Below are 25,492 nucleotides of genomic sequence, written 5' to 3'. Positions count from 1 at the left end.
GTTCCATGACGATTGGACAGGGCCGTATTACGGTGCGAAATAATGACGCGAACTTGATCCGCGGCGCAAAATTCGGCGCGGAATTGAAACGTGGAATGTGGTAAAAGCACCGCAGCATGTCAGGAGAGTGCAGCGTGTCGAACAAAGTGAACCGAACGCGTCGGTGGGTTCTGTTGGGTGGCGCCGCTGTTGTGGCGGGCGGATTCGCGATCCGTCAATACCGCCTGATTCCACCGGTTTACGCGGGCGGACAGCTAAGCGTCGACGACGCGCATCAACAGGCCTTGTCCGGTCAGGTCGTGTTGATAGATATCCGCACCCCCAAAGAGTGGCAGGCCACTGGAATTGGCCAAGGCGCGCAGCCGCTGGATATGCGCCGCGACGACTTCACAGCGGCGCTGGAACAACTCACCGGCGGAAACCGCGCCGCTCCGGTTGCGTTGATCTGCGCACGCGGGGTACGTTCGGCTCGGTTGAGCAACCAGCTGACCGAGGCCGGCTTTACCCAAGTCATCGACGTGCCCGAAGGCATGCTGGGCTCGGCCGCAGGTCCCGGATGGGTGCGCGCGGGATTGCCGATACAGAAATTCAACGGGAGAGCGGAATGATCCGAACACTAACCCTGGCCACCGGTTTCGCATTGATCGGGCAGGCCGGTTTTGCCGCATGCGCCGATCAGGAGGGCATGTGCGAAACTGCGTCAGGCGGTTACCACATAGAACTGCCCACCGCCGAGAACCCGCCGATGGTCGTGTTCCTGCATGGCTATGGCGGCACGGCCACCGGAACGATGAAGAACCGGGGCATGGTCGAGCCTTTGCTGGCGCGCGGCTATGCGGTGATGGCTCCGGAAGGATCAGAGCGCAACGGTCGTCAAAGCTGGAATTTCTTTCCCGGATGGGAAGGGCGGGATGAAACCGCCTTTCTGACCGAGGTGGTTCGGGATGCCTCGGACCGGTTTGGCGTCGATGCGGATCGCGTTGTTCTGGGTGGGTTTTCCGCAGGCGCATTCATGGTCTATTACCTCGCCTGTGCGGCACCGGACACGTTTTCGGCCTATGCGCCGGTTTCAGGCGGCTTCTGGCGCCCGCACCCTGTGTCCTGCGACGGGCCGGTGCGCATGTTCCACACCCATGGCTGGACTGACAATGTGGTGCCGCTGGAGGGGCGATTGCTGGGCGGCGGCCGCTTTCAGCAAGGGGATATCTATGCCGGGCTGGAAATCTGGCGCGTGGCTAACGGATGTGCCGATCACAAGCCCACCGGGTTCAGCACCACGGACCAGTTCCTGCGCCGCAGGTGGACGACCTGCGCCGAAGGTGGCGCGTTGGAATTCGCGCTGTTTCCCGGTGGGCACAACGTTCCCAATGGCTGGGCGGACATGATGGTGGATTGGTACGAGGGGTTGCCGGGTGGCTGATCACTCGGCCGGGGTCATGATGCCTTTGCCTTCGATCACCCGCTTCAGCTCGCTCCGGTGACGCCGGGCTGAACGGGTGATGGCGGGCTCATGAAAATCCTCTTTCATCCCGACCATACGTCGCGCGGCCCCGGCTGACACACCGCTGAGCGCCGACAGCGGGATCGCTAAGGCCAGACTGACGGCAATCGGCGCCAGCCAGATCGACACAAGGCCGGACATGATGCCCGCGCTCAACGCGAAACCGCTGACGGTTTCCAGCATGTGGCACAGGATCAGCGTTCGCAGGCCGTAGCTGCCGCCGTCGCGCGCCTGAGGGGACCAGCCCCTTTGTACGCCCAGAGCGGTGCGGAACACCGCGATCATCTGCTGCACCATCAGGATCGGCGCATAGAGGATCGACAGGATCACCTCGGCCAGAAAAGACGTCAGGAATTTCAAACCGCCGCCGAATTCCGCATAGCGCACCCCGCTGAGGGGCAGGGCCAGAACACCCAGCACCTTGGGGGCAAGCAGCATCGCGTACATCACCAGAATGATCAGCACATGGCGGGTTTCCGACATCTCGGGCCATTGCGGAAACAGCGGGTTGTCGGGGCTGAAATAATGCAGGACCGAGGCGTCCTCGCCCTGACCGATCAGCGCCCACATCACCAGCAGGGCGAACCATAGCGGCGACATCAGGTACCCGACGGCGCCATGGAACATGTGGAACCGCGACACAGCGCGAAAACCTGTCGAACCCAGCAGTTTCAGGTGCTGCAGGTTGCCCTGACACCAGCGCCGGTCCCGCAGGGCGTGGTCGATCAGCGTGGGTGGGGTTTCCTCATACGATCCGCGAATGCGCGGCAGGAACCGCACAGCCCATCCCGCGCGACGCATCAGGCCGGCCTCGACGAAATCGTGGCTCATGATCAGCTTTTCCTGACCATTATAAGCCCGCAGTTTTGGCAGACCGGCACTACTGGCGAAAGCCCGCGTTCGGATGATGGCGTTGTGGCCCCAGTAATTGCCTTCCTGCCCGCACCAGCGCGCCAGACCTTCGGCAAAAGCGATGCCGTAGACACCGTTGGCAAACTGTTGCATCCGGGCAAAGACCGACTGCGCGCCGATCAGTTGCGGATAGCTCTGGATCAGGCCCGCCCCGGGATCGCGCGCCAGCGCGTCGGTCAGGCGCGCGATGGCGCGGCCGGTCATCAGGCTGTCGGCATCCAGTACCAGCATCGCATCCCAATCCGCACCCCAACGGCTGACCCAGTCTGCAATATTTCCAACTTTGCGGTCCGTATTCTGTGCGCGGCGGCGGTAATACAGGTCCAGCCCGGGGGCGAGGGTGGTGCGCAGCGCCTCGATACTGGCCTGTTCCTGCGCCGCGATCTCTGGGTCACGGGTGTCGGACAGGATGAACATGGCATATTGGTGCTGTCCGCCCCGCGTGCGCAAGTCCTCAAGCATCGAGCGGGCATTGCCCAGCACGTTCCACGGCACCTCGTTGTAGACCGGCATCAGCAGGGCCACGCGCAAGGGCTGTGGTCGGGTGTCGCGCTTCGGCGCTTCCTGCCGCGACAGGGACACCATGCCCAGCAACACGGTGCAGACCGTGAAGGAAATCCAGAAAAAGTTGAACGAGATCAGCGCCAGCAGGATACCTTCGATCAGGTTGATTCCCTCGGCCCCGAACCAGTCGCTCATGACCCAGAGCAGACCCAGCGTCGCGGCCATCGCGGGTGAAAACGCCAGCGCGCGCCAGAACCCGGCCGAAGCGGGCCTGCCCGCCTGTGGCACCTGCGCATCCCGGAACCCCGCGCTGAAATCCTGCGCGGGCATGGCCAGGGGCGCCTCGGGTGGCATGATATGAAGATCCCGGCTCATGTGGTCCAACGGTAAAGCCAGACCTCTGAGGCCGGCTGTTTGTCCTTCAGCAACTGCGCGCGCAGTTCAACATGGTTCCGGTCGCCCGGCTCGAATGAGAATGCCAGGCGCAGCCCGCCGGTGTCCGGGTTGCGTTGCAGGACGCCATCGGATGTGTCGGCGTGCGGGGAATCCACGAAGACGGTCATCGCCTCGGGGTCTTCGAACAGTTCGCTGGCTTCGAAGTCGATGACGGCAAGACGTCCCTCGCCAAAAGTATTTTCTCCCATTGCCGTGTTGATGATGCGCGGCATGGGCGTGCGCTGCGGTTCATCACCCCAGATCAGACGGTAGGACAGATCGACCTGACTGCCCGCCGCGTAAGGTTCCATCGGGCGCCAATAGGCGACGATATTGTCATAGATCTCCTGATCGGCCGGAATTTCGACCAGCGTGACGGTGCCTTTTCCCCAATCGCCATTGGGTTCGACCCAAAGGCCCGGGCGTTTGTGGTAATTCGCCTCAAGGTCGGCATAGTCCGAGAATTCGCGTTTCCGCTGCATCAGTCCAAATCCGCGCGGGTTCATATCGACAAAGGACGAAATCTGCAGCCGTGTCGGGTTGGCCAGCGGTCGCCACAGAACCTCGCCCGCGCCATTGCGGATCATCAATCCGTCGCTGTCATGCACAGCGGGGCGGAAATCGTCGAACCGGCTGTGGTTGGTCTGATCGAACAGGAACATCGACGTTCCCGGGGCGATCCCCACATGGGTCAACTCTTCGCGCGGGAACAGCGTCGCCTCGATATCCATCACACAATCGGCCCCGGCGGTGACGTTGAACCGGTATGCTCCGGTGACACTCGGGCTGTCCATCAGGGCGTGGACCACCATGTTGCGCTGGCCTGGTTCCGGACGTTCCAGCCAAAAGCGGATGAATTCCGGGAATTCTTCGCCGTCCGGATCGCCGGTCTTCAGGGCAAGGCCCCGGGCGGACAGGCCATACACCTCATGCAGGCCGATGGCACGGAAATAGCTGGCACCCTGCCAGACGCAGAACTCATCGGTCTTGCCGGGGCGATGCATCTCGGTGCGCAGGCGCAGGCCGGAAAAACCCAGCGTGTCGTCGATCGGCAGTTCGGGTACATCTTCGGACTTGTCGAACATCGCCAGATCAAAGGCCACGGGTTTGGTCATTCCGTTTTCAACTGTCGACACTTTGACCGTGCGGGGGAAATACAGGCCGGGGGTGAAGAAATCGACGTTGAAGGGCGTCTCGGTCTCGTACCAAAGCGCGCGGTCCAGACGGAACCGGATCGAGCGGTATTGCTGATAAGTCAGGTCCTGCCATTCCTGCGGCACCATTTCGCGCTCGGCAAAGGGACGGCTGGCCAGATCACGCGCCAGCGCTATGACGTCGTTGCGGTCAAACGGAACCTCGCCACCTGTGGCAAATGTCGCCGGAGCGAAGGCCAGTGCCGAGGTTGAGGCTAGGAATGCGCGGCGCGTAAAGTTCATTTCTTCGACTTCCAGGGGTGTGATTTGAACCAGGCGGCCAAATAGGCCACACCGATGATCATGGCAAAGCCAATCATGTTGGCGACGAAAACACTGGCAACATCCCGCCCAGAGAGGTCAAGCCCGACGCCGATAAGCCGTGCTGCTGCCATGGAAAATACGAATACCGCCAGCGATTGCTGCCCCACCTTGGTGATCACCGTCAGCAGGAACTGCCAGACACGTGCCGCCGCGCCATGCCCCGTTGCGATCAGCCTGTGGCCATGCTCACCCGCGACGACCCAGCCCAAATAGGCCAGCGACAGAAAGTGCAGATAGCGGAACAGGCCGAAATCTGTCTTGTCGCGGAATTCCTTCGTCACCGGCCAGACCTTGCGGATTTCACCGGCCAGATCAGGCGCAGCGGCGTTGATCCAGGTGAACACTTTCCACGACCCGAAAGGCATGGACAGGATCAGAAACAGCGCCGCCGCCCAGATCAGCGTTTTCGACACCGGAGGGGCCGGTATCCAGCCGCGCATGAAGGCAAAGCCAGTGAAAAACAGCAATTGCCAGCCAAACGGGTTGAAGAACCATTGACGCTCCGACCACGGCTCGGCGGGAAGATCAAGGTAATCGAATTGAGCCACCAGCCAGATCGCGACCGACGTTGCCGCAACGGCCCAGAACCCGATCCGGGACAGGCCCATGAACAGCGGCATCATCGCCAGAACCACCAGATACATCGGCAGGATGTCAAAATAGTTCGGCACGTAGGTCAGCGTGAACATCCCAATGATCTGCGGCGCGGGATCATTGAAGAAATGCTGCAGGTTCAGGGACGAGACATAGGTTTTCTCGAACAACCCGGTCTGATCCAGCGCCGCCATGCTCATGGCCACAAAGAAGAACAGACAGATATGCGCCCAGTAGACCTGCCAGATGCGGAAGGCGACGCGGGCGGTGCCCATCCACCAGCCTTTGCGCGCGAATGCGCCGCCAAAGGCGATGGCCGAGGCCATGCCCGAGCAGAAAACGAAAATCTCGGTGGCGTCGGAAAACCCGAACCGGGCGGGAATCCATTTGGCCCAGGGATCGTTCGGAATATGCGCGATCAGGATGATGAACATCGCGATACCGCGGTAAAAATCCAGCCGCGGGTCGCGCGTACCTGCAGAGGTGGCCGCCGAAGCCGCCACCGGCGCAAAATCAGAAGCGGGCGATGCAGTCGCCATACGTTTTCTGTCCTTCTTGGTCTTTATTATTTTTTATTCTGCCGGAACGCTTTGTGCGTCTCCGTCGTCGCGGGCCGCGTCAATCAATGCGCGGCGCGCCAAGGCGTAATTGTCCTCGCCTCCGGCCCGTTTGGCGCGGCGGTCATCCAGAATACGCTCGACAGCGTCCAGACGGCCGGCGCGCAGGCCGGAATCAATGGTGATGCGCTCGAATACATCACGCTGGGCGTGGCTGCCCCCTGCCAGTTGCATGGACCCGCGCGCGGTTGACAAAAAATCGAATGCCGCGCCGTACAGGCCTTCGCCAAAGGCCTCAAGCCCTTTGGCCGCCGCAACGCCCGGATCGGACATGCGGATCGGAGTGTCCCCTTGATTGCGTTGCGCATCCTTCTGAATACGCTGCAGCATTTTGCCGGTTGCGTTGGTCCGGTTGTCGCCGGTCAACGCCAGCAGATAGTGAAGATCGGCGAAGATCAGGCACCCGTCCTCGGTTCGCGCGGCGCTGAGATCGGCCAATTCTTCCCAGCGGTTGCCTACTTCGACGCCTTCCAGTTCAAGCCGCGACAGCAGCGAGGTCGCGTTCGAGATATCGCGGTAATCGTCGGTTTTGTCCTGACGGATATACTGGTCATACAGTTCCATCACCTGATCGATCTGGCCCAGATCCAGATGCATCAGCGCTTTGTGCCACCAGACGTGGTAACGGAAATTGTTGCAATGCGCCCAGGCGTCCTCGCGCCCGGCCAGCCAGTCCAGCCCCATCTGGGCGTTCCCGGTCATCTCGTGCACATGCGCCACGGCATGCAGGCCCCAGGCATCGTCCGACACCATCCACAGTGCCTGACGACCGGCAATCTCGGCCTTTTCATACGCGCCGGTTTCCTCCAGCGCGAAAGAGTGGCATCCCAGCAGATAACCGCGCCCCGCATGGTCTGGTGCATAGGCAGGCAGAACCCGTTCGATCGACCGCCGCATGCCCTGCGCATCGCCCAGCACAAAGCGCGTGGCGTGGCTGAGTTTCATTGCCAGCGTGTCCTGCGGATGAGCGCGCAGGATTTCCTCGAACTTCTGGATCGCCTGTGACGGCAGGTCGGCAAGGTAGAGACCCAATGCCTCGACATACAAACGCTCGCGCGGGGATACCGGTTGCCGTTCCATCGCGGCATTGGCCGCCGACAAAGCTTCGACCGCGACCGACATCATTTCGCGCCGCCCCAGCAGGACCATGAACAGGCCCTTGACCGCGTGGCCCAGCGCAAAATCGGGCTCAAGCTCAAGCACGGTACCCAGATGCTGAGGTGTGATCGCGGCATGCGCCATGAACCCAAGCAGAACACCATCCCACGCCTCGACACTTGCGGGCTGGCTGAGGGTGTTCATTTGTCCAAAAACGTCTTGTTTCATGCGCGGGGTCCAATCCAACTTAGATTTTCTACTATATTCGACTTAGCAGAGACTCCCGCAGGGTCGTATCAGTATCGGCCCTGCTCTCGAATTGGTGAAAACCTGTGTGCGCAAAACGTGAAAAAAATCGCCGATTCAACGGCATGTTTCAGCAACATGCCGCCTAATCAGGCACAGTGTTTCAATCGTCGAACGGGTTGTCAGCGCCAAGAACGGCCTCGGTGTCGGCCCCGAAAACGGGTGGCGCCGCACGATATGTTACAGGTGTGCGCGACAGTTTCAGGGGGTTTCCGATCAACTGGACCGCACCGGGCTGCGCCTGCATCGTGATCTGCATCTGCCGCGCGGCGACCTGATCGGTGGCGAATACCTGATCCATGGATTGCACCGGACCGACCGGGACCTTGCGGCTTTCAAGCCCGTCAATGACAGTGGTGGTATCCAGCGTCTGCATCGCCGGGCGCAGCACCGTGTTCAGGGCGTCGCGGTGTTCAAGGCGGGCGGGGTTGGTGGCAAATCGCGGATCATCCGCCAGTTCGGGATGCCCGATAAAGTCGCAGAAGCGCCGGAACTGGCTGTCATTGCCAACCGCCAGAATGACATGGCCATCCGCCGTTTCATAAACTTCGTAGGGTACGATATTGGGGTGCCCGTTGCCGCGCCGCTGGGGCACGTGGCCCGAAGTCAGGTAGTTGACGCCTTCGTTGATCAGCCAGGCGACCTGGGCATCCACCAGCGCCAGATCGATCTGCTGGCCCTCGCCGGTCTGGTCCCGGTGGCGCAGCGCGGCAAGAATGCCCACGGCCGCGTACATTCCGCACATCACATCGGCGATGCCCACGCCCACTTTCATTGGCGCGCCATCCGGGTCACCGGTCAGCGACATGATCCCGCCGTAACCCTGCGCCATCAGATCGTATCCCGGTTTCGCGGCATTGGGTCCGGTCTGGCCGTAGCCCGAGATCGAGCAGTAGACCAGGCTGGGAAATGCCGGCGAAAGGGTCCTATAATCCAGCCCGTATTTCGCAAGCCCGCCGGGTTTGAAGTTTTCGATCAGAATATCGGCATGCGAGGCCAGACGCCGGATCTCTGCCTGACCTTCCGCGGTCGTGATATCAATGGCGACGGATTTCTTGTTGCGGTTGGCCGACATGAAATAGGCGCTAAGGTCGGACCGGTTGCCTTCGGCATCCGCGACATAGGGCGGGCCCCATTGGCGGGTGTCATCGCCGCCGGTCGCGGGGTTTTCGATCTTGATGACGCTGGCACCCAGATCGCCCAGCAATTGCGTGCAGGTGGGGCCGGCCAAAATGCGGCTGAGGTCCAGAACCTTGACGCCCTTCAGCGGTCCTTCAGATCCGGCCATCATACCCTCCGCGGTCAATTTCGGCGGCAATCACGGTGAACGTATCGGCTTTCATGGCGTCGTTCAGAGCCGCGCGCAATTCTGTTCGATTGCGAACAGTGTGCCCGTTGCCGCCAAATGCACGGCCGATGGCGGCAAAGTCGTGATGACCGAAATCCACGCCCATGTTGCTCATCTGGCGCTGGCGCTGTTTCAATTCAATCAGGGCAAGGCTTGCATCGACAAAGACCAGAAAGATCGTGTTTCCCCCCATTTCGGCGGCGGTCGACAGTTCTCCGGCCACCATCAGGAACCCGGCATCGCCGGAAAAGCTGATGACCGGGCGATCCGGCTCGACCAGCTTCAGGCCAATGGCCATGGGCACTGCGCAACCCATTGTGCACAGGGCCGAGGACTGGATCAGGCCGCGTTCTTCGGTGCAGCCCCACATCTGGCTCAGCAGGATGCGGTGGGCCCCGCTATCGGCGGTGGCCAGAGTTTCGGCGGGCAGGGTGGCGCGGGTTTCGGCGATAACGGCGGCCGGACCCCAGTCTTCGTCTGTGGGGAAATCCTGCGCCAATGCCGCCCTGACCTGATCAGGCTCGCCTTTGGGCCATGTCTTTCGGGCCGGGTTGCCCTTGGCGATGGCCTCCAGCGTGGCACCGGTATCGGCCACCAGGTTCAACCCGGCCTGATGCATGTAGTGGTCGTTGACCACGGCTGAGATATCGATGACGCGCTTGTCCTCGGGGTCCCAGATTTCCCGCCAACCGGGCCGCATTTCGATCGGATCATAGCCCAGGCACAACACCAGATCGGATTGTTCGACCAGTGGCACCAGATGCTTGTCGGCCAGAGGTGACAGGCCCGCGCCCCCCAGACACAGGGGATGATCTTCGGGCACGACGCCCTTGGCCTTGTAGGTGGTGACGAAGGGAATGCTGAAATGCTCCAGAAACGCGCGCACTACATTGCGCGAGTCATCATAAAGAACGTCCAGCCCGATAATTGCAAACGGGCGCTCGGCCTCAGCCACCCAGCGGCGGGCCTTTTCGACGCAATTCCCCTCGGGCGCGACGGCGGCAACCTTGGAACGGCGCCGGCGTTTGACACCGGATACCCGCGTATCCGCAACCGAAATCGGAACGTCGATATGAACCGGGCCGGGGCGGGGTTGGTTGGCCAGTGAAACGGCCTTGTCCGCCACGATATCCGCACCCTGCGCCGTCAAGGTGAAGGTTCCCTTGGTGATCGAGCGATAGACCTGCGCATGATCCATAACCTGATGGGTGTAGGTCAGCGCCTCGTCCGCATCGACACATCCGGTCAGCACGATCATCGGCACCCGGTCCTGCAACGCATTGGCAACCACGTTGATCCCGTTCATCGCGCCGGGCCCCAGCGTGGCCACAAGGATGGCGGGCGCGCCGTCGCGGTGATGCACGGCCTCGGCCATGAATCCCGCGGCGTTTTCGTGCTTGGTCAGATGAAAGGTGATACCGGCCTGTTCCAGCGCATCGACCAGCGTCAGCACCTCTCCGCCCGGCATGCCGAAGGCGTGGCGGCACCCAGCCTCGTAAAGTCGTTGGGTCAGAAGGTCAGCCGCGCGGGGGGACAGGTCCTGCATCATGATGCTCCGAAACAATGGTTGCACAGGAGATTGCGGAGGACGCGCCCGGACGCAAGCTGGTTCACGTCAGTGTGACTATTTGACTGCGGATTCCGCCACGGCCTGAAACCTTTCATCCAGTTCTGCCGCAATATCGCGCAGGGGTTCGCCGCCCTCATTCGTATAAGGCGCAAAGACAAAGCTAGGGGTCTTGTATGACAAGGTTGCGGTGCCGTCGTCGTTTTCAGTGACGTAAAAGCGGATCGGTGCTTCGATCATGGCGTTGACCGAGGCTTCAAGAACGCGCACCGCATAATCGTTGTTAAAGGCCCCGATCACCAGATTTCCCGGAATGGTGATGCCGCGCGCAGCGGCGGCCTTGGTCGGCCCGGCCTGCGTGACCACGATCAGGCCGTTTTCCTTTACGGCGGCTTTTGTGTCCGCCACAAGGGCTTCATAGCTTTTGTCAGACGGAAAAACCGCCCATCCGGATAGCGGCTCGTCCGCCCAGACGGGCAGGGCCAGAAAACAGATGAGGCCCCAGAGCGCGCGCATGATGGTGTCTCCCTTGATGTCACAGTTCGATTGATGCCAGAAACCGCCGCACGGCGCACTCACAATCCTGTGCGCAATCGGGATTGCACCGGGCATCGGAAAGCCGCAGTACTGGGGCGGAGCCAAGAAAAGAGGTTTGGTTTGAAACGGATGCGCCTATTGATCTGCAACAGTTGCGCCGGCACGCGTGACCGCGCGGCCGAGCTCAAATCGGTGCATTCCGCGCTGGACGCGGCGGGACTGGGGGAGCGCGTAGAGGTTGCCGAGCACGCCTGTTTCAGCAGTTGCACGGAACCGACCGCGCTGGCGCTGCAATCCACTGAGCGGGCGTCTTACGTGTTTTCAGGGGTCAATGTCGTTGCGGATGCGAAGGATATTGCAGCGACCTGCAAAACCTATCTGGACAGTTCTGGCGGCTGGATCGAAGACGCCCGGCCATGCGGGCGGCTTCGGATGTGTTTGCGCGCACGAATACCGGCGCTTTAGTCGACTTGCACGGTTACGGCCGAACTGACCGGCACATTGTCGACCAACAGCGGGCTGTGGCTGTTGGCGTTCAGCGAGACCGAGACCTCGACCTCTCCCTTCGGCAGATCGGGAATGTGCATCCAGTTGCCGTAGAGACGGGCCAGTTTCACCCCGTCGATATAAACATGCGCGTGGCCTTCGCCGGGTTTGTCGGCGGTCGACGCGTTTTCCGGCGAGAACCGGAAGTTCTGCGGCATGACGTGCAGGTTCCACCCGGCCATCGGATCTTGCGTCAGCGCAATTGCAACGCTGGGCGCATCCGGACCCGCCGCAAGGTTAACGGCGGTCGAATGGTCATGGGCCATTGCCTCGGCATGTGCGCCGCCGTGGTGCGCGGGGTCGCCGTGATCGTGGCCGTCAAAGGTGACGCCGTTGGCCGCGGCCAGAACGAATCCGGCACCACCGCCGAACACCAGACCGATTGCAAAAAGGGCAAGTGAGCGTGCCATCTTTCATTTCCTTGAAGACAAAAAGAAACACACCGGGCGGGACCCGGTGTGTTTTGATGTTCGATAATCAGGCCGTCGCTTCGACGCGCTTGCCTTCGCTCTGCCAGAAATAGCCGGCAAACGCACCGACCAGAACCCAGGCCACCAGACCGATGCCAAAGGCACGCGCCGCGAATAGGGCGCCAATCTCGGTCGGGACCGGCCCGGTGAACACATCCGGTTCGGGGGCACCGATCAGGTGCGGGGCCAGCAGCAGGGCCGCGGCGATGGCGTAGCTGATCAGGTTGCCGCCAAAGGCGATCAGCCAAAGGGCGACGAGCGCGGCTGCAACGGTTGCAAACCACCAGACCTGCCGAACATAGACGTCGGCCGCGGCTACGCCGGGCACTTCGGGGGCAAGCGTGAAACCGGGGGCAAGATGGAATGCGATGAATCCGGCCAGACCCCACAGAACGCCGGTGCGGCCATCAATCCTGTGTCCCTGACCTTCGGCCACCGACATCAGCGCGACCATCACCAGCGCATAGCCGGTATAGGTCAGCATGGTGAAGATGACGCTCAGCGCGTCACGGGTCAGTTCCGAGAACATGCCCGGCAGTTCGGGATGGGCGGAAACGGCCTCGGCCCCGAAATGCACCAGTTCACCGGACTCATAAAGCTCGGCGTGCAGCAAAACAGGTTGCACAAAGACCAACTGCAGCAAGGCGGCTATCAGCCCCGCTGCAGCACCAGCGAACAACGCGCTGGTCAGAATACGACTGAACATGGTCTCAGTGGCAGGGGAAGCCGGTCGCGTGACGCACGTCATGCGCCGCATCATGCAGCGCCGCGGCCTGAACGTGACCGGTCAGCGTGATGATACCCAGACCCAGAACCACTGCGAACATGACCGGAACGAAGCCTGTGCGCGCGGCGGATGCTGTTTTTGTTTGTGTTGCCATCATTTGTTCTCCTCTGCCGCCGCACCCGACGGCCGGTGTTTCGTTTTTCGCCTGGCAGGTCTCCTGGCTTGCGGGTCGGTGCCTCTGTTCGCCTTCCCCCTGAAATCAGGAGTGGCTGGTTGAACAGGGGCTCTCCGCTTACAGTCGCGGGGGCGGCTCTGGAATTGACTGCCGGGGCAGTCGCACCAAATTCCCTCTTAGCATCCGGATGTCTCCGGCAGGACCAGACGTTTCCATTTAGCCGTTATGGCGGCGGTGGCGCAATCGTCATTTACGACCTTTTTGGTCAGTTCCCGCGCTTTTTCAGCAAATAGATATCCATGATCCATCCGTGATCTGATCTCGCCCGCTCCCGGGTTTCCAGAATCTGCCCGGCGACATCGGCCAGAGGGCCTTGGATCAGGATTTCCTCCTGCATGCCCACATAGGCGCCCCACCAGATGTCATAATCCGCCATGTCCAGTTTCTGAAACGAGCATTCGCCATCCAGCATCACAGCCACTTTCGAGGTGCCAACCGGCCAGCCGTCGTCGCGGATGCGGCGGCCTGTCGTGACAGTATAGGGCGCGCCAAGATCGTTGATCGGAATCGCATGCGCCGCGGTCAGCGCCTGCAGGGCGGTAATGCCGGGGATCACGCGTGTTTCGGGCTGCGGCTTCAGCCGTGCCGCGATTCGAAGGGAACTGTCATACAGCGACGGGTCGCCCCAGATCAGCAGGGCGACATGACGGGCTTGCGGGTGGTCCGCGATGGCCGCCTGCCAGCGCAGGGCAATCGCATCGTGCCATTCGTCCACGCCGCGCAGATAGCCATCGTCCGAGCGGCGTTTTGGAATGTCGAAATATTCGATCCTGGGCGGCGTATCCGTTACCTCGGTAATGATCTTTTCCCGCAGCCCGGCCAGATCGGCTTTGTTCTCGCCCTTGCGCGGGATCAGGATCAGATCCGCGGACCGGATGGCATTCGCGCCCTGAAAGGTCACGTGGTCGGGATTGCCGGTGCCAATGCCGATCAGGGTCAGGTCAAACATCGTCGAACTCTGCCAGCGGACCGTAGAGGATCAGGGCCGGGGCCGTACCGACTTCGGCGCTCAGCTTTTCCGACAGCGCGCCAACGGTCGCGCGATGCAGCGTCTGATCGGGGGTCGAGACGGATTCGGCCATCAGCGCGGGCGTCTCCAGCGGCAGGCCATGGGCGTGCAGGGCTTCGACCAGCAAAGGAAACGTGCGTTTGCCCATGAATACCACGGTCGTCGCATCCGGATCTGCCAGAGCGGGCAGATTCAGGTCTTCGGGCAGTTTGCCGCTGACGTCATGGCCGGTCACGAACTGCACCCGCCGCGCTGTCAGCCGGCGGGTCAGCGGGATGCCTGCCGCAGCCGCTGCGGCCACAGCCGACGGGATGCCGGGGATGATCTCATACGCGATGCCGGCCGCGCGCAAGGCCACCAGTTCTTCCTCAAGCCGCCCGAACAATCCGCCATCGCCGGACTTCAACCGAACTACGCGGGCACCGGTTCTGGCGTAATCCACCAAAAGTCGGCTGACGTGGTCCTGCTTGGGCGAGGGCCGTCCGGCGCGCTTACCCACACCCACCAGATCGGCGTCGTCGCGCGCATGCCTCAGGATCGGTCCGCTGCTGAGGTCGTCAAACAGCACCGCATCGGCCTTCTGCATCCGATCCACGGCCTTGAGCGTCAGCAATTCCGGGTCACCGGGGCCCGAACCGATGAACGAGACGAAACCGCTCATGCCGAGGCCTCGGCAATCAGGTGAAAGAACGTGCCGGTGACATTGCCGCGCACCGATCCGGTTTGCGGCCCCTCGGCCCCTTCTGCGTCAAACACGCGCGCCAGCGGGGCGTCCGGTTGCTCGACGATTGAGGAATAGTGGAACTCATGCCCGCGCAGGGATGTATCCGTCGGATACCCGGGCATCGGCGCCAGCAGCTTCGCCCTGCGATAGCCAAGGTTGAACTTGCGCTTTTCGTAAGATGTTACCAGCCCCAGAAGCCCGGCCATCTGGTGCCGAACGCCGTCTTTGTCAATCAGCGCTTGTCCCAGGGCCATGTAACCTCCGCATTCGCCATGCACCGGTTTGGATTCGGCATGTTCGCGCAATCCGGTAAGGAATGTCCCCGCATTGGCCAGCGTGCCAGCATGCAACTCGGGGTATCCGCCCGGCAACCAGACCAGATCGGCATCCGCCGCCGGGGCTTCGTCGGCCAGGGGCGAAAACGGCAGAATTTCCGCCCCTGCAGCGCGCCACCCTTCCAGCAAATGCGGATAGGTGAACGAAAACGCCGCATCCCGGGCCAGCGCAATTCGCTGGGCCGGTGGCCGCGGCAGCGCGGCTAACGATGGCCCATTGGGGCCTGAGGAGGCCGCCAGTTTGATCGCCTCCAGATCCACGTGTTCACGCAGAAACGCGGCATAACCAACAATCGCGTTTTCCAGATCGGGGTGTTCGACCGCCTGGATCAAACCCAAATGGCGTTCAGGCAGGGTGAGGTCTCCGCGACGCGGCAGCACGCCCAGAACCGGCAGACCCGCGCGTTCCATTCCCAGCCGGGTCAGGCGTTCGTGCCGGGGGCTGGCACAGCGATTCAGGATCACGCCGGCAAAGGGCAAGTCGGGGTTGTACATCCGGAACCCCAGCGCCGTGGCCGCCGCCGATTGCGCCTGACCACCCACATCCAGCACCAGAACTACCGGCCAGCCCATGCGCAAGGCGGTCTCGGCGCTGGACCCGTGGCCCAATTCGCCGGGTTTGGCGACGCCGTCGAACAGGCCCATGGAGCCTTCGGCGACAACGATATCCGCGCCTTCGGCCTGTGCCGAAATGGCGTTTAGCAGGGAATCACCCATCGCCCAGCTGTCCAGATTGAACGAGGCGCGCCCGGCCGCCGCAAGGTGAAAGGCCGGGTCGATATAGTCCGGGCCGCTCTTGAACGGCTGCACGGTCAGCCCGTCCTCGGCAAGGGCCCGCAGCAGGCCCAGCATAACCGTAGTTTTTCCGGTGCCCGAGGAGGGCGCGGAAATCAGAAGGCCCGGCGGGTTAGTCATCGCCGTGACTCCATCTCGACCACGGGCTGTCGGCGCTTTGCGGGCGATAGCGGCGGTCGTAATCTTTTGAATAGAGGCAGCTTTCGTCAAAACCTTCACCCGCCAGCGCCGGGCCGACCATGATCAGCGCGGTGCGCGAAATGCTCTCGTCCAGCGCGCCCTTCAAAGTCGCCAATGTCGCGCGGATGATCCGCTCGTCCGGCCAACTGGCGCGATACACAACGGCGACGGGGCAATCGGCACCGTAAGCCGGGGCCAGATCGGCGATCACCTTGTCCAGATTGCCGATCGACAGGTGAATCGCCAGAGTTGCGCCGGTGAGCGCAAAGTTTTCCAGTGTCTCGCCCTCGGGCATCGATGATGCGCGCCCGGGTGTTCGGGTCAGAACCACCGATTGCGCCAGTCCGGGCAGGGTCAGTTCCGTACCCAGCGCGGCGGCAGCGGCGGCAAAGGAGGGCACGCCGGGGGTCACGCTGACCGGAATGCCCATCTCTTTCAGGCGGCGGATCTGTTCGCCCATCGCCGACCAGACGGACAGGTCGCCGGAATGCAACCGAGCCACATCCTGTCCGGCCTGATGTGCGGTCTCGATCTCGGCCATAATCTGATCCAGATCCATTGGCGCGGTGTTCACAATTCTTGCGCCTTCGGGGCAATGGCCCAGGATCTCTTCGGGCACCAGCGATCCGGCGTAAAGACAGACCGGGCAGGCGGCGATGATGTCGCGCCCGCGCAGGGTCAGCAGGTCTGCAGCGCCCGGTCCGGCGCCAATGAAATGAACGGTCATGTCTGTCCTCCGATGGCGACGGCGCATGTTGCAAGCCGGTCGTCCGAAATCTGTCTGGGTGTGGTCAGCCGCGCGCCGGGTCCGGCGGCGGCAAGGGCGGTTGCTTCGGCGACGCTACCGGTTCCATAGGCGGCCCGGCTTCGGTTCGAGCATGTGAGGGTCCGCTGCCCCGCCAGTTCGGCAGGCGCGATAAAATGGATGGGTAAGGCGGTGACCGACGCGAAATCAATCAGCGCGGAATGGCCTTCTTTGTCGGCAACGGTGGCCAGGGCATCCACGCTCTGCCCGGTACTGGCGAGTTCAAAAGCCGCGCGCAAACTGTCCACGGTTGCCGTCGACGAAAATCCCAGCCCGGCGATGATCATAGGGTCACGCTCCACTGCACCACCGGGTAGGCGGATTTCCAACCGCGCCGGGGGCCCAATGCGGAAGCCTGCGCTAATTCGATCCGCAACAGCTCGCCTCCGAGTTTCTCCTGCCATCGCGCCAACAGGGCTTCGCTTTCCAGTGTCACGGCATTGGCAACCAGCCGTGTCCCGCTAGGCAGAGTTGCACGCAGCCATTCGAGCAGATCGGCGCTTAGGCCCCCGCCAATGAATACCACGTCCGGCAAGGGCAGGCCGTTCAGCGCGTCGGGGGCGGTGCCATGCACGACACTCAGTCGATCCTGACCCAGCGCGTCCGCATTGCGCCGGATACGTTCTGCGCGATCCGCGCGCGGCTCAATCGTGGTTGCGGTCAGGCTCGGGTCACACATAAGCCACTCGATACTGATTGAACCTGTACCGCCACCGATATCCCACAAATGCTCACCCCTTTGCGGGGCCAGCGCCGAGAGGGTCAGCGCTCGGATCGGTCGTTTGGTGATTTGCCCGTCGTTTTCGAATATCTCGTCCGGCTTGCCCGACGCCTTGGGAAAGGCGGGTCCGGTGCCTGCGACCTCAAGCCCGACGCAGACGGGGTGATCGAACGAGCCCAGCAGTGCCTCGGTCAGCGAGACGCTGCGCGCCCGTTCCCGAGGGCCGCCAAGGGCTTCCATCACATGCAGGCGGGTGTCGGCAAAACCGGTCTCGGTCAGGTAGGTCGCCAGTTCCGCCACCGCCGCGCCATTGCGCAGCAGCAGGATGGCGCGCAATCCAGGGGCCAGATGCGGGCGCAGCCGCGTCAGGGGCGCCGCGTGCAAACCAAAGGTCTGTGTGCTTTCCAGCGGCCAGCCCAATCGCGCCGCGGCCAGCGAGAAGGTCGATTGCCCGGGCAACGCGGTCCATTCGCCCGGCTCGAAATTCCGCGCGATCACCGACCCCGCGCCGAACCAGAAGGGATCGCCCGAGGCCAGAACAACGGTCGGGCGCCCGCGAAACCCCTGAAGGATCGGCAGCCCGTCGGAAAACGGTACCGGCCACTCAACGCGTTTTGCCGCGCTGTCCGGGATCAGCGTCAGGTGGCGCGGCGGACCCATGATGATTTCCGCATGGTCCAGAACTTGACGGCTTGCAGGCGGCAGCCCATCCGGTCCATCTTCTCCCAAGCCCAGAACCGTCAGCCACGGAGTTTCAGACATGACCAACCTCCTGATCCTTGGTGGCACGACCGAGGCCAACGCGCTGGCCAAAGCCGTGACCGGGCAGGGCATCCCGGCAACCTATTCTTACGCCGGACGCGTGGGAACGCCACGCCCGCAACCGATGCCGGTGCGCGTCGGCGGTTTTGGCGGTGTCGCCGGTCTGGAGCGTTACCTGCGCGAAAACGAGGTGACGCATGTGGTCGATGCCACCCACCCCTTTGCCGCGCAGATGAGCGGGAACGCCGTAAGCGCCTGTCGTAACGCCGGGGTGCCGCTTGCTGCGCTGACCCGACCGGAGTGGCGCGCGCAGGATGGGGACAACTGGCGCCACGTACCTGACATTGCCGCCGCGGTTAACGCATTGTCCGGCGCGGCCAGACGTGTCTTTCTGGCCGTGGGCCGGATGCATCTTGAGGATTTTGCCGCTCAACCCCAACACCATTACCTGTTGCGGCTGGTCGATGAGCCGGATGTCTTGCCCTTGCCGCAGTGCGACGTGATCGTGTCGCGCGGGCCGTTCACCGAAGCGGATGACCGGGCATTGATGCAGCGCCACAGATGTGAATTGATCGTGTCCAAGAACGCAGGCGGCACCGGTGCACGCGCCAAGCTGGACGCCGCGCGGGCGCTGCGCTTGCCTGTGCTGATGATCGACCGTCCGGCCCTGCCGCAGCGGACCGAGCTGTCGAGTGTCGCACAGGTTCTGGACTGGCTGGCTCATTCGGGCGTGAACCTCGGGGTGTAGACGATTGGGGCGCTGTCGCGTTCGATCACACGGGTCAGCGAGGAGCCCACGATAACCACCGTCTGCATGTCGGCCATGTCAGGGGTGGCCTCGGCCAGCGTTGAGACGCGGATCACCTCATCCGCGCGTGAAACGGCGCGGGCGAACAGGATCAGCCGTTCGGGCTCACATTCCTCTCGCAGAATTTCCAGGGTCTTTACAAACCCTTCCGGGCGGGATTTTGAGCGCGGGTTGTAGAATGCCATGGCGAAATCCCCCTGCGCCGCCAGACGCAGGCGTTTTTCGATCAGGGACCATGGCTTGAGATTGTCGCTGAGGTTGATTGCGCAAAAATCATGCCCCAAAGGCGCGCCCGCCCGCGCCGACGCCGCCAGCATCGCGGTGATCCCGGGCAGCACGTCGATGTCGATGTCGCGCCAGTCTTCGGGGCCGTTCTCCAGCGCCTCGAACACAGCGGCCGCCATGGCGAACACGCCGGGATCGCCCGAGGACACCACGACCACGCGTTTCCCCTCGGACGCCATCTGCAACGCGTGCTGGGATCGGTCGATCTCGACCCGGTTGTCGCTGGCGTGCAGGGTCAGGCCGGGACGTTCCGCCACACGTGCGACATATGGGATATAGCCGACCACATCCGTTGCCTCGGCCAGCGCGGCCGAGACTTCGGGCGTTACCAGATCTTCATTGCCCGGTCCCAGCCCTGCAATTTTGACCCAGCCGCTCATGGCCGCCGCCCCTGACCATGCACGATGATGATCGAGAAATAAGGTGTCACCTTCGCGCAGGCTTCGGACAGCTTTGTCACTGTCTGGTTCGGCATCTGGGCGAATTCGACAATCCAGGCGCGGTCGTAAAGACCTGCGGTTCTCAACGCCCGTTTCACCTTGTCGATATTGCGTCCGATCTTCATCACCACCAGCGCGTCGGTTTGCGCCATGCGCCGCGCCAGATCGTCTTCGGGCAGGGTGCCGACCAGAACGGTCAGGACGTCATCGCCCCATGTGATCGGGTCACCCGTCGCCGTCCACGCGCCGGACATGCCGGTGATCGCGGGGACAACTTCCACTTCAACTGCGTTCCGCAAACGGCTGTAAAGGTGCATGAAAGAGCCGTAGAAAAACGGGTCACCCTCACACAGAACCACCACGTCCTCTCCCTTGTCCGACAGCGCCTTCAGATGCGCGGCGCAGTCTTCGTAAAAGACTGACAGCAGTTGGTTATAGCGCGGATCGGTGACCGGGATTTCCGTGGTGACAGGGTATTCCATCGGGAATTCGACCGCGTCGCCAGGGATCATGCCATTGACGATCTTGCGCGCCTGACCGCTGCGTCCGGGTTTGCGGAAAAAGGCCACGTGTTTGGCTGCGCGCAGCAGGCGGTCCGCCCGAACGCTCATCAGATCCGGGTCGCCGGGGCCAAGGCCCACGCCATATATCTTGCCCGCGCTCATTCCGCGCGGCTCGCGATGGCGTTGATGGCCGCCACGGTGATGGCGCTGCCGCCGAGGCGACCTTTGACAATGCACGAAGGCACCAGCTGCGCCGCCCACAAAGCATCCTTGGATTCGACCGCGCCGACAAAGCCCACCGGGCAGCCGATGATGGCGGCGGGGCGGGGGCAATCGGGGTCTTCCAGCATGTTCAGCAGGTGGAACAGCGCGGTTGGCGCGTTCCCGATAGCGACCAGCGCGCCCTGCAAATGCGGGCGCCACAGTTCCAATGCCGCGGCCGAGCGCGTGTTGCTCATCTCAGCCGCCAGCGGCCGCACGCGGTCGTCATGCAGGGTGCAGATCACCTTGTTATCGGCGGGCAGACGGAACCGGGTCACGCCCTCGCTGACCATACGGGCGTCGCACAGGATCGGCGCGCCGTTTTCCAGCGCAGTGCGGGCGGCGGCCACAAAACCAGGCGAGAAATGCACGAACTCTTCCAGCCCGACCATGCCGGCCGCGTGGATCATGCGAACCGCGACCTGTTCTTCATCGGCGTCAAACCGGGCCAGATCGGCCTCGGACCGGATGGTGGCAAAGCTCTGCTTATAAATCGCCGCGCCATCGGTTTCGTATTCATAGGGCATCAGGTGAAGTCCATGGTCTTTAGTGTTTCGGTGCTCAGCCCGCGTTGACGGGGCTCATCCCCCGCGCGGCCCTGTTTGACAAGATCAAATCGTCCGTTCTGGCCGACCAAAGTGACGTCGGCGGGACCCATCCGGGCACATCCCTTGGCACAGCCGGAGACATGCAGGCTACCGCGAACGCGCGGTGCCAAGGCACGCGCGATGTCGCGGGTTTCCACCTGCGCCTGCGGGCAGAACGGTGCGCCGGGGCAGGCGTCGGTTGTCATCAGCGGATCGGTGCCATCTGTGACAAAGTCCGGGGCAGGTATCGCCGCCCCGCCTTCCAAAAGGAACAGACGCCACGGGGTAACGCGCAGGGCGGCAGCGCCGCTTTTGTCAATCAGGTTGAACAGCGATCGCGCGGGCAACTGCCCGAAGGCAGCGCCGTAGAAGATGCCGGGATCGCAGGGGCCGGGCTGAATCGGTAACCCAAAAGGCCCTGCCGTGCTGCCCTGCCATTCCGGCGCAAGCCCTTCCGCCGCGACCACACGCGCCATGCGGCGGGTTTCGGGCCGGTAGGTGTCTGCGAACCACCGGGCCAGCGCGATCAGGTGATCAATGGCATCCGCCTCGGTCACGCGCCGCCCGGTTTCGGCCCCGTCGGCGCGCAGGATCAGGCCGTCAGGGCCGGTCTCCAGCCGGATATCGGCCGAATCCGCTGCCAGCAGGCGCGCCGGACCAGTGTCGATGGCAAACCCGAACTTGGCGGGCAGGACAGGCAATTCGGCCAGCCGGTCGATCAGTTCCTGAGCCAGCCGCGCGGTCAGATCGCCCGCCTGATAAAGCGGCGAGACCATAATATTGCGCCGCACCTCAATGCCGGGCTCGGCATCCAACAGATTCAGTGCTGCAAGCTTGTCGAGAAGCGGCTTGTGATCGTTTTCCTGAACCCCACGCAGTTGCAGATTGGCGCGGTTGGTCAGGTCGATGGTGCCATTTCCGAACCGTTCCGCCAATTCGCACAGACCAAGCGCCTGCTCTGTGCTCAGCCGGGCGAGACGCGGTCGCACGCGCACCACCAGACCGTCGCCGGACATCATCGGACGGTGTGCGCCGGGGCACCAGCCTTGGACAATGGGCGCGCTCATCCCAGCCCCTCCAGATCGGCGCGGATCGAATTCCGGCGCGTGGTCCAAAGACCAGCCTCCAGCAAAGCGCGGAACCGGTCCTGCATGGCCTGATGCGCCCGTGGGTTGGCGTCTTGCAAAAACGCCTCGACCTGCGGATCGCCCAGCGTGGCGTCGTGGTAGAGGTCGAAAAGATGCGGCGCGACGGTGCCGGAGAGATGCGCGAAGGATGCCATGTGATCCAGCGTTGCCGCGATTTCGGCCGCGCCCCGGAAGCCATGGCGTTGCATCCCCGCGATCCAGCCTGGATTGGCGGCACGGGCATGCACCACGCGGCTGATTTCTTCGGGCAGCGTCCGAGCGCGCGGGTTTTCCGGATTGGTATTGTCTAGATGGTACAGCTGCGCAGTGCCCCCGGTGATTTTCTTGGCGGCGGCAAACCCGGCCTCATGCGTGGCATAGTCGTTGGCCAGCAGCAGGTCGGTCTCGGTCAGGTCCTGCAGGTGGACAAAGCTGTCCGCATTGGCGACGCGTTGCGTGATGCCATCGACATCTTGCGCGATATGCTCGCCTTCCAACGCAAAGGAACTGGCGTCCAGCCACGCCTCGCCCGCTTTTATTCGGGCCTCGTCGGTATAGGTCTCGGACAAGTGAGTCATGTTCAGACCATAGCTGCCGGGCGCAGGGCCAAAGACCCGCGCAGCCGGGGCCTGACCGGCGTAGGGGTTCCAGTCGGGGGCTTCGTCGCGGTCGGCCAGTGCCCGCACAGCCTGGCCAAATAGCGCGGAGAGCGTTGGAAACACGTCCCGGAACAGGCCCGAGACGCGCAGGGTCACGTCCAGGCGCGGGCGGCTGAGATCGGTGATTGGCAATACCTCGATGCCCGACACCCGTTCCGAACCCTTGTCCCAGACCGGCTTCACACCCAGCAGGTGCAGCGCCATGGCGAATTCCTCGCCCGCCGTGCGCATAGTGGCCGAACCCCAAAGGTCGACGATCAACCCCTTGGGATAATCGCCTTCTTCCTGCAAATGCCGCCGCACCAGTTCCTCGGCCAGTTTCACGCCCTGCGTGTAAGCGGCGCGCGTGGGTACCGAGCGCGGGTCGGTGGTGTAGAGATTGCGCCCGGTGGGCAACACATCCGAACGCCCGCGATAGGGGGAGCCCGAAGGACCAGCCTCGATCCGTTTTCCGGCCAGCGCGTCGATCAGGGCGCGGCTTTCGGTATGGGCCGAGGGCGCAGGGTCGAAATTGCCCGTCACATCCGGAACCCGGCCAAAGACGTGCAGCCCGTCGCCGAACTGGCTTTCCTTGATATCGCAGACGAAACGGTCGATCCGGGTGATCGCCTCGGCGGTGCAGGTGGCCTGATTGAGCCCCAGTTCGTTTTCCAGACCGATGGCCTGCGCCTCATCGCGGATATCCGATTGCAACCGGTCGCGACGCTTCGGGTCCAGCCCGTCGGCGTTAGAAAACTCATCGAGCAGCGATTCCAGCCGCACCATCCGGTCCGGCGTGCCGCTTTCCTTCATCGGCGGTGGGATATGGCCCAGCGTGACGGCCCCGATCCGGCGTTTGGCCTGCGCGGCTTCGCCGGGATCGTTAACGATGAACGGGTAGATCACCGGCAGATCACGGATCAGCGCCTCGGGCCAGCAGTTGGCGGACAGCGCCACCGATTTGCCCGGCAGCCATTCCAGCGTGCCATGCGCACCGATATGGATCAGCGCATCCGCACTCAGCCCTTTGCGCAGCCACAGGTAGAAGGCGACATAGCTGTGACGCGGCGTGCGCGACAGGTCGTGATACTCATCATCGCGCAACTCGGGCGTGCCGCGTTCGGGTTGCAGGACGACCAGCGCCTTGCCGCGACGCAGTGCGGTGAAGTGGAACGCGCCATCCGCGAATACCGGGTCATCCTCGGGATTGCCCCAGACTGTTTGCAGATCCACGCGCAGTTGTTCGGGCAGGTCCGACAGTGCGCCCAGATAGTCCTGCAACGGCCATGACAACCGCGCGTTCAGCAGCGTCTCGGCAATTGGCTCAGCGGGCGCGGTATCATAGCCTTCGCCCTGCAGATCGGACAGCATCGCCTCGGCCGAGGCCAGAGCGTCGAGGCCCACCGCATGGGCCATCTGCCAGTCCTTGCCGGGATAGGTCGAAAGCACCAGCGCCGGAACCTGATCAGCCTTGGGCCTGTCATTCAGGTTAAGCCAGCCGGTTACACGATCGATGATCGCTTCGACCCGCTCAGACTCGGCCCGGTGGGCAAAACGGGAATATTCCAGATGCGGGTCACGCTTGCCCGGTTCCTTGAACGACGCAATACCCGCCGAAATCCGCCCATCCACCTCGGGCAGAACGACATGCATGGCGAGGTCGGCAGGCGACAGCCCGCGTTCCGCCTCGGCCCAGGCTTTGCGGCGTGACGTGGCAAGGGCAACTTGAAACACAGGGACATTCGCAGCGTCCAGAGGTGAGGTGCCGGACGCGCCCTTGCCCGAGAAGGAGGTGGCGTTGATGATCGCCGATGGCTGCATTTCCACGATGTTTTCGCGCAGCCAATTGGCGGCGGCGGGGGCTTTCAACGACGGGGCGAACACGCCCACAGCCTCGAAACCACGCGCGCGCAAGCTGTGGATCAGGGCCGCGACTGGGGCGGTATCGGCCGATGTCAGATAAGCACGATAAAAGGTCACGAGGATGTGTTTCGCGTCGCCTGCAAACGCTGTGTCCACCGGGATCACGCCGCGATCCGGGCACCAGGCGCCACATTCGGGGATCGTTTTCGCCCCCATCACCGGACCGGCATACAACCCTGCCGCCAGCGCCATCTGCGCCAAAGCCGCCTGTGCCGCGACCTCTCCGCCGGTGTCGCACAGATGCGCCAGACGCCGCAGGGTTGAAACGGGTAGGGTGGAATAGTCGTCCAGCCGCGTGTCCTCTCGCCCGTCGGCGGGCAATACGGCCAGGGCAATGCCCTTGGATTGCGCCAGTGACAACACCTGCTGCAACCCATAGGACCAGTAAGGCACGCCGCCGATCAGGCGGATCAGGATGCCTTTGGCCCCCTCCAGCGTCTGTTCGACATAGGTGTCGACAGACAGCGGATGCTTCAGCGCCGTCAGGTTGGCCAGTCGCATCGTCGGCATCCGCCCTTCGGCACCGCCCCCGCGATGCCAGCCTGCCGCGAAAGCGCCAAGGTCGCTGTCGGAGAACGACAACACCACCAGATCCGCCGGGCTCTGGCCCAGATCGGTCGGGGTCTCTGTTTCCTCTAACCCGTGGCTTTCGCGGAAGACGACGTGCATGTGCGG

The 25,492-nt window shown here is 63.0% G+C and carries 25 protein-coding genes and 1 riboswitch; of the genes, 4 read left to right on the top strand and 21 right to left on the bottom strand.

The genetic code is table 11. From position 1 onward, the window contains the following. The first annotated feature begins 116 nt into the window (after positions 1-116). Both ACXAC3_RS15885 and ACXAC3_RS15880 read left to right on the top strand, forming a co-directional pair. Positions 117-608, top strand: coding sequence for a rhodanese-like domain-containing protein (locus ACXAC3_RS15885; RefSeq protein ID WP_475162150.1), 492 nt, complete (start codon positions 117-119; stop codon positions 606-608). Then, positions 605-1,420, top strand: a complete 816-nt coding sequence (locus ACXAC3_RS15880; RefSeq protein WP_475162147.1) for a CE1 family esterase — start codon at positions 605-607, stop codon at positions 1,418-1,420. Before ACXAC3_RS15885 ends, ACXAC3_RS15880 begins: the two co-directional genes overlap by 4 nt. Here the strand turns inward: ACXAC3_RS15880 and mdoH are convergent, their stop codons facing one another. From mdoH to ACXAC3_RS15845, 7 genes are all read right to left on the bottom strand, one after another. Continuing rightward, complete coding sequence (mdoH, locus tag ACXAC3_RS15875) at positions 1,421-3,292, bottom strand: glucans biosynthesis glucosyltransferase MdoH (protein ID WP_475162143.1); 1,872 nt, start codon at positions 3,290-3,292, stop codon at positions 1,421-1,423. Continuing rightward, positions 3,289-4,788 (bottom strand): OpgD/OpgG family glucan biosynthesis protein, encoded by a 1,500-nt coding sequence (locus tag ACXAC3_RS15870; RefSeq protein WP_475162140.1) that lies wholly within the window; start codon positions 4,786-4,788, stop codon positions 3,289-3,291. The genes mdoH and ACXAC3_RS15870 overlap by 4 nt, the downstream gene beginning before the upstream one ends. Next, the gene (locus tag ACXAC3_RS15865) at positions 4,785-6,002 is read right to left on the bottom strand and encodes an OpgC family protein (protein WP_475162137.1); all 1,218 of its coding nucleotides are present in this window, start codon (positions 6,000-6,002) and stop codon (positions 4,785-4,787) included. Before ACXAC3_RS15865 ends, ACXAC3_RS15870 begins: the two co-directional genes overlap by 4 nt. A 33-nt stretch (positions 6,003-6,035) precedes the next feature. Then, a complete protein-coding gene (locus ACXAC3_RS15860; RefSeq protein ID WP_475162134.1) occupies positions 6,036-7,406 on the bottom strand; it encodes a tetratricopeptide repeat protein in 1,371 nt (456 codons plus the stop codon). Between the two features lie 181 nt (positions 7,407-7,587). Beyond that, positions 7,588-8,772: a CaiB/BaiF CoA transferase family protein gene (locus ACXAC3_RS15855; RefSeq protein WP_475162132.1), complete on the bottom strand. Its 1,185-nt coding sequence runs from the start codon at positions 8,770-8,772 to the stop codon at positions 7,588-7,590. Continuing rightward, on the bottom strand, positions 8,759-10,378 hold the full coding sequence (locus ACXAC3_RS15850) for a thiamine pyrophosphate-binding protein (RefSeq protein ID WP_475162129.1): 1,620 nt from the start codon (positions 10,376-10,378) through the stop codon (positions 8,759-8,761). Before ACXAC3_RS15850 ends, ACXAC3_RS15855 begins: the two co-directional genes overlap by 14 nt. Positions 10,379-10,456: 78 nt before the next feature. Next, the gene (locus ACXAC3_RS15845; RefSeq protein ID WP_475162127.1) at positions 10,457-10,915 is read right to left on the bottom strand and encodes a DUF302 domain-containing protein; all 459 of its coding nucleotides are present in this window, start codon (positions 10,913-10,915) and stop codon (positions 10,457-10,459) included. A 150-nt stretch (positions 10,916-11,065) separates the two neighbouring features. Between ACXAC3_RS15845 and ACXAC3_RS15840 the strand changes: the two genes are divergently transcribed. Beyond that, the gene (locus tag ACXAC3_RS15840; protein WP_475163468.1) at positions 11,066-11,401 is read left to right on the top strand and encodes a DUF1636 family protein; all 336 of its coding nucleotides are present in this window, start codon (positions 11,066-11,068) and stop codon (positions 11,399-11,401) included. Here ACXAC3_RS15840 and ACXAC3_RS15835 read toward each other — a convergent pair. From ACXAC3_RS15835 to cbiE, 9 genes are all read right to left on the bottom strand, one after another. Further along, a complete protein-coding gene (locus ACXAC3_RS15835; protein WP_475162124.1) occupies positions 11,398-11,892 on the bottom strand; it encodes a hypothetical protein in 495 nt (164 codons plus the stop codon). The genes ACXAC3_RS15840 and ACXAC3_RS15835 overlap by 4 nt on opposite strands. Positions 11,893-11,959: 67 nt before the next feature. Further along, a complete protein-coding gene (locus ACXAC3_RS15830; protein WP_475162121.1) occupies positions 11,960-12,658 on the bottom strand; it encodes a CbtA family protein in 699 nt (232 codons plus the stop codon). A gap of 4 nt (positions 12,659-12,662) precedes the next feature. Then, positions 12,663-12,833, bottom strand: coding sequence for a CbtB domain-containing protein (locus ACXAC3_RS15825; protein WP_170741109.1), 171 nt, complete (start codon positions 12,831-12,833; stop codon positions 12,663-12,665). A 36-nt stretch (positions 12,834-12,869) separates the two neighbouring features. After that, a riboswitch (cobalamin riboswitch) is annotated at positions 12,870-13,076 on the bottom strand. 43 nt (positions 13,077-13,119) lie between these two features. After that, positions 13,120-13,863, bottom strand: coding sequence for a precorrin-6A synthase (deacetylating) (gene cobF, locus ACXAC3_RS15820; RefSeq protein ID WP_475162119.1), 744 nt, complete (start codon positions 13,861-13,863; stop codon positions 13,120-13,122). Further along, on the bottom strand, positions 13,856-14,584 hold the full coding sequence (gene cobA, locus ACXAC3_RS15815; protein WP_475162114.1) for a uroporphyrinogen-III C-methyltransferase: 729 nt from the start codon (positions 14,582-14,584) through the stop codon (positions 13,856-13,858). Before cobA ends, cobF begins: the two co-directional genes overlap by 8 nt. Further along, a complete protein-coding gene (locus ACXAC3_RS15810) occupies positions 14,581-15,897 on the bottom strand; it encodes a cobyrinate a,c-diamide synthase (protein WP_475162111.1) in 1,317 nt (438 codons plus the stop codon). Before ACXAC3_RS15810 ends, cobA begins: the two co-directional genes overlap by 4 nt. Beyond that, positions 15,890-16,684: a precorrin-4 C(11)-methyltransferase gene (gene cobM / locus ACXAC3_RS15805; protein WP_475162106.1), complete on the bottom strand. Its 795-nt coding sequence runs from the start codon at positions 16,682-16,684 to the stop codon at positions 15,890-15,892. Before cobM ends, ACXAC3_RS15810 begins: the two co-directional genes overlap by 8 nt. Continuing rightward, entirely contained in the window at positions 16,681-17,049 is a 369-nt protein-coding gene (locus tag ACXAC3_RS15800; RefSeq protein WP_475163464.1) for a cobalamin biosynthesis protein, read from the bottom strand. The genes cobM and ACXAC3_RS15800 overlap by 4 nt, the downstream gene beginning before the upstream one ends. Next, positions 17,046-18,245 carry a precorrin-6y C5,15-methyltransferase (decarboxylating) subunit CbiE gene (gene cbiE / locus ACXAC3_RS15795; RefSeq protein WP_475162103.1) on the bottom strand — a complete coding sequence of 400 codons (1,200 nt, stop codon included), beginning with the start codon at positions 18,243-18,245 and terminating at the stop codon, positions 17,046-17,048. The genes ACXAC3_RS15800 and cbiE overlap by 4 nt, the downstream gene beginning before the upstream one ends. Between cbiE and ACXAC3_RS15790 the strand changes: the two genes are divergently transcribed. After that, positions 18,244-18,993 carry a cobalt-precorrin-6A reductase gene (locus ACXAC3_RS15790; protein WP_475162101.1) on the top strand — a complete coding sequence of 250 codons (750 nt, stop codon included), beginning with the start codon at positions 18,244-18,246 and terminating at the stop codon, positions 18,991-18,993. The two genes, cbiE and ACXAC3_RS15790, sit on opposite strands and share 2 nt — an antisense overlap. Here the strand turns inward: ACXAC3_RS15790 and cobJ are convergent. The 5 genes from cobJ to cobN are packed head-to-tail and all read right to left on the bottom strand — an operon-like array spanning position 18,966 to position 25,486. Further along, entirely contained in the window at positions 18,966-19,718 is a 753-nt protein-coding gene (gene cobJ, locus ACXAC3_RS15785; protein ID WP_475162099.1) for a precorrin-3B C(17)-methyltransferase, read from the bottom strand. The genes ACXAC3_RS15790 and cobJ overlap by 28 nt on opposite strands. Further along, positions 19,715-20,443 (bottom strand): precorrin-2 C(20)-methyltransferase, encoded by a 729-nt coding sequence (locus ACXAC3_RS15780; protein ID WP_475162097.1) that lies wholly within the window; start codon positions 20,441-20,443, stop codon positions 19,715-19,717. The genes cobJ and ACXAC3_RS15780 overlap by 4 nt, the downstream gene beginning before the upstream one ends. Beyond that, entirely contained in the window at positions 20,440-21,069 is a 630-nt protein-coding gene (locus tag ACXAC3_RS15775; protein ID WP_475162093.1) for a precorrin-8X methylmutase, read from the bottom strand. The genes ACXAC3_RS15780 and ACXAC3_RS15775 overlap by 4 nt, the downstream gene beginning before the upstream one ends. After that, positions 21,069-22,196, bottom strand: a complete 1,128-nt coding sequence (gene cobG / locus ACXAC3_RS15770; protein ID WP_475162091.1) for a precorrin-3B synthase — start codon at positions 22,194-22,196, stop codon at positions 21,069-21,071. The genes ACXAC3_RS15775 and cobG overlap by 1 nt, the downstream gene beginning before the upstream one ends. Beyond that, positions 22,193-25,486 carry a cobaltochelatase subunit CobN gene (cobN, locus tag ACXAC3_RS15765; RefSeq protein ID WP_475162090.1) on the bottom strand — a complete coding sequence of 1,098 codons (3,294 nt, stop codon included), beginning with the start codon at positions 25,484-25,486 and terminating at the stop codon, positions 22,193-22,195. The genes cobG and cobN overlap by 4 nt, the downstream gene beginning before the upstream one ends. Positions 25,487-25,492: the final 6 nt, after the last annotated feature.

The sequence above is a fragment of the Ruegeria sp. ABV4_181 genome (assembly GCF_056158465.1).
Note: the sequence above shows the minus strand (reverse complement) of the source record. Positions and strands in the feature narration are given on the sequence as shown.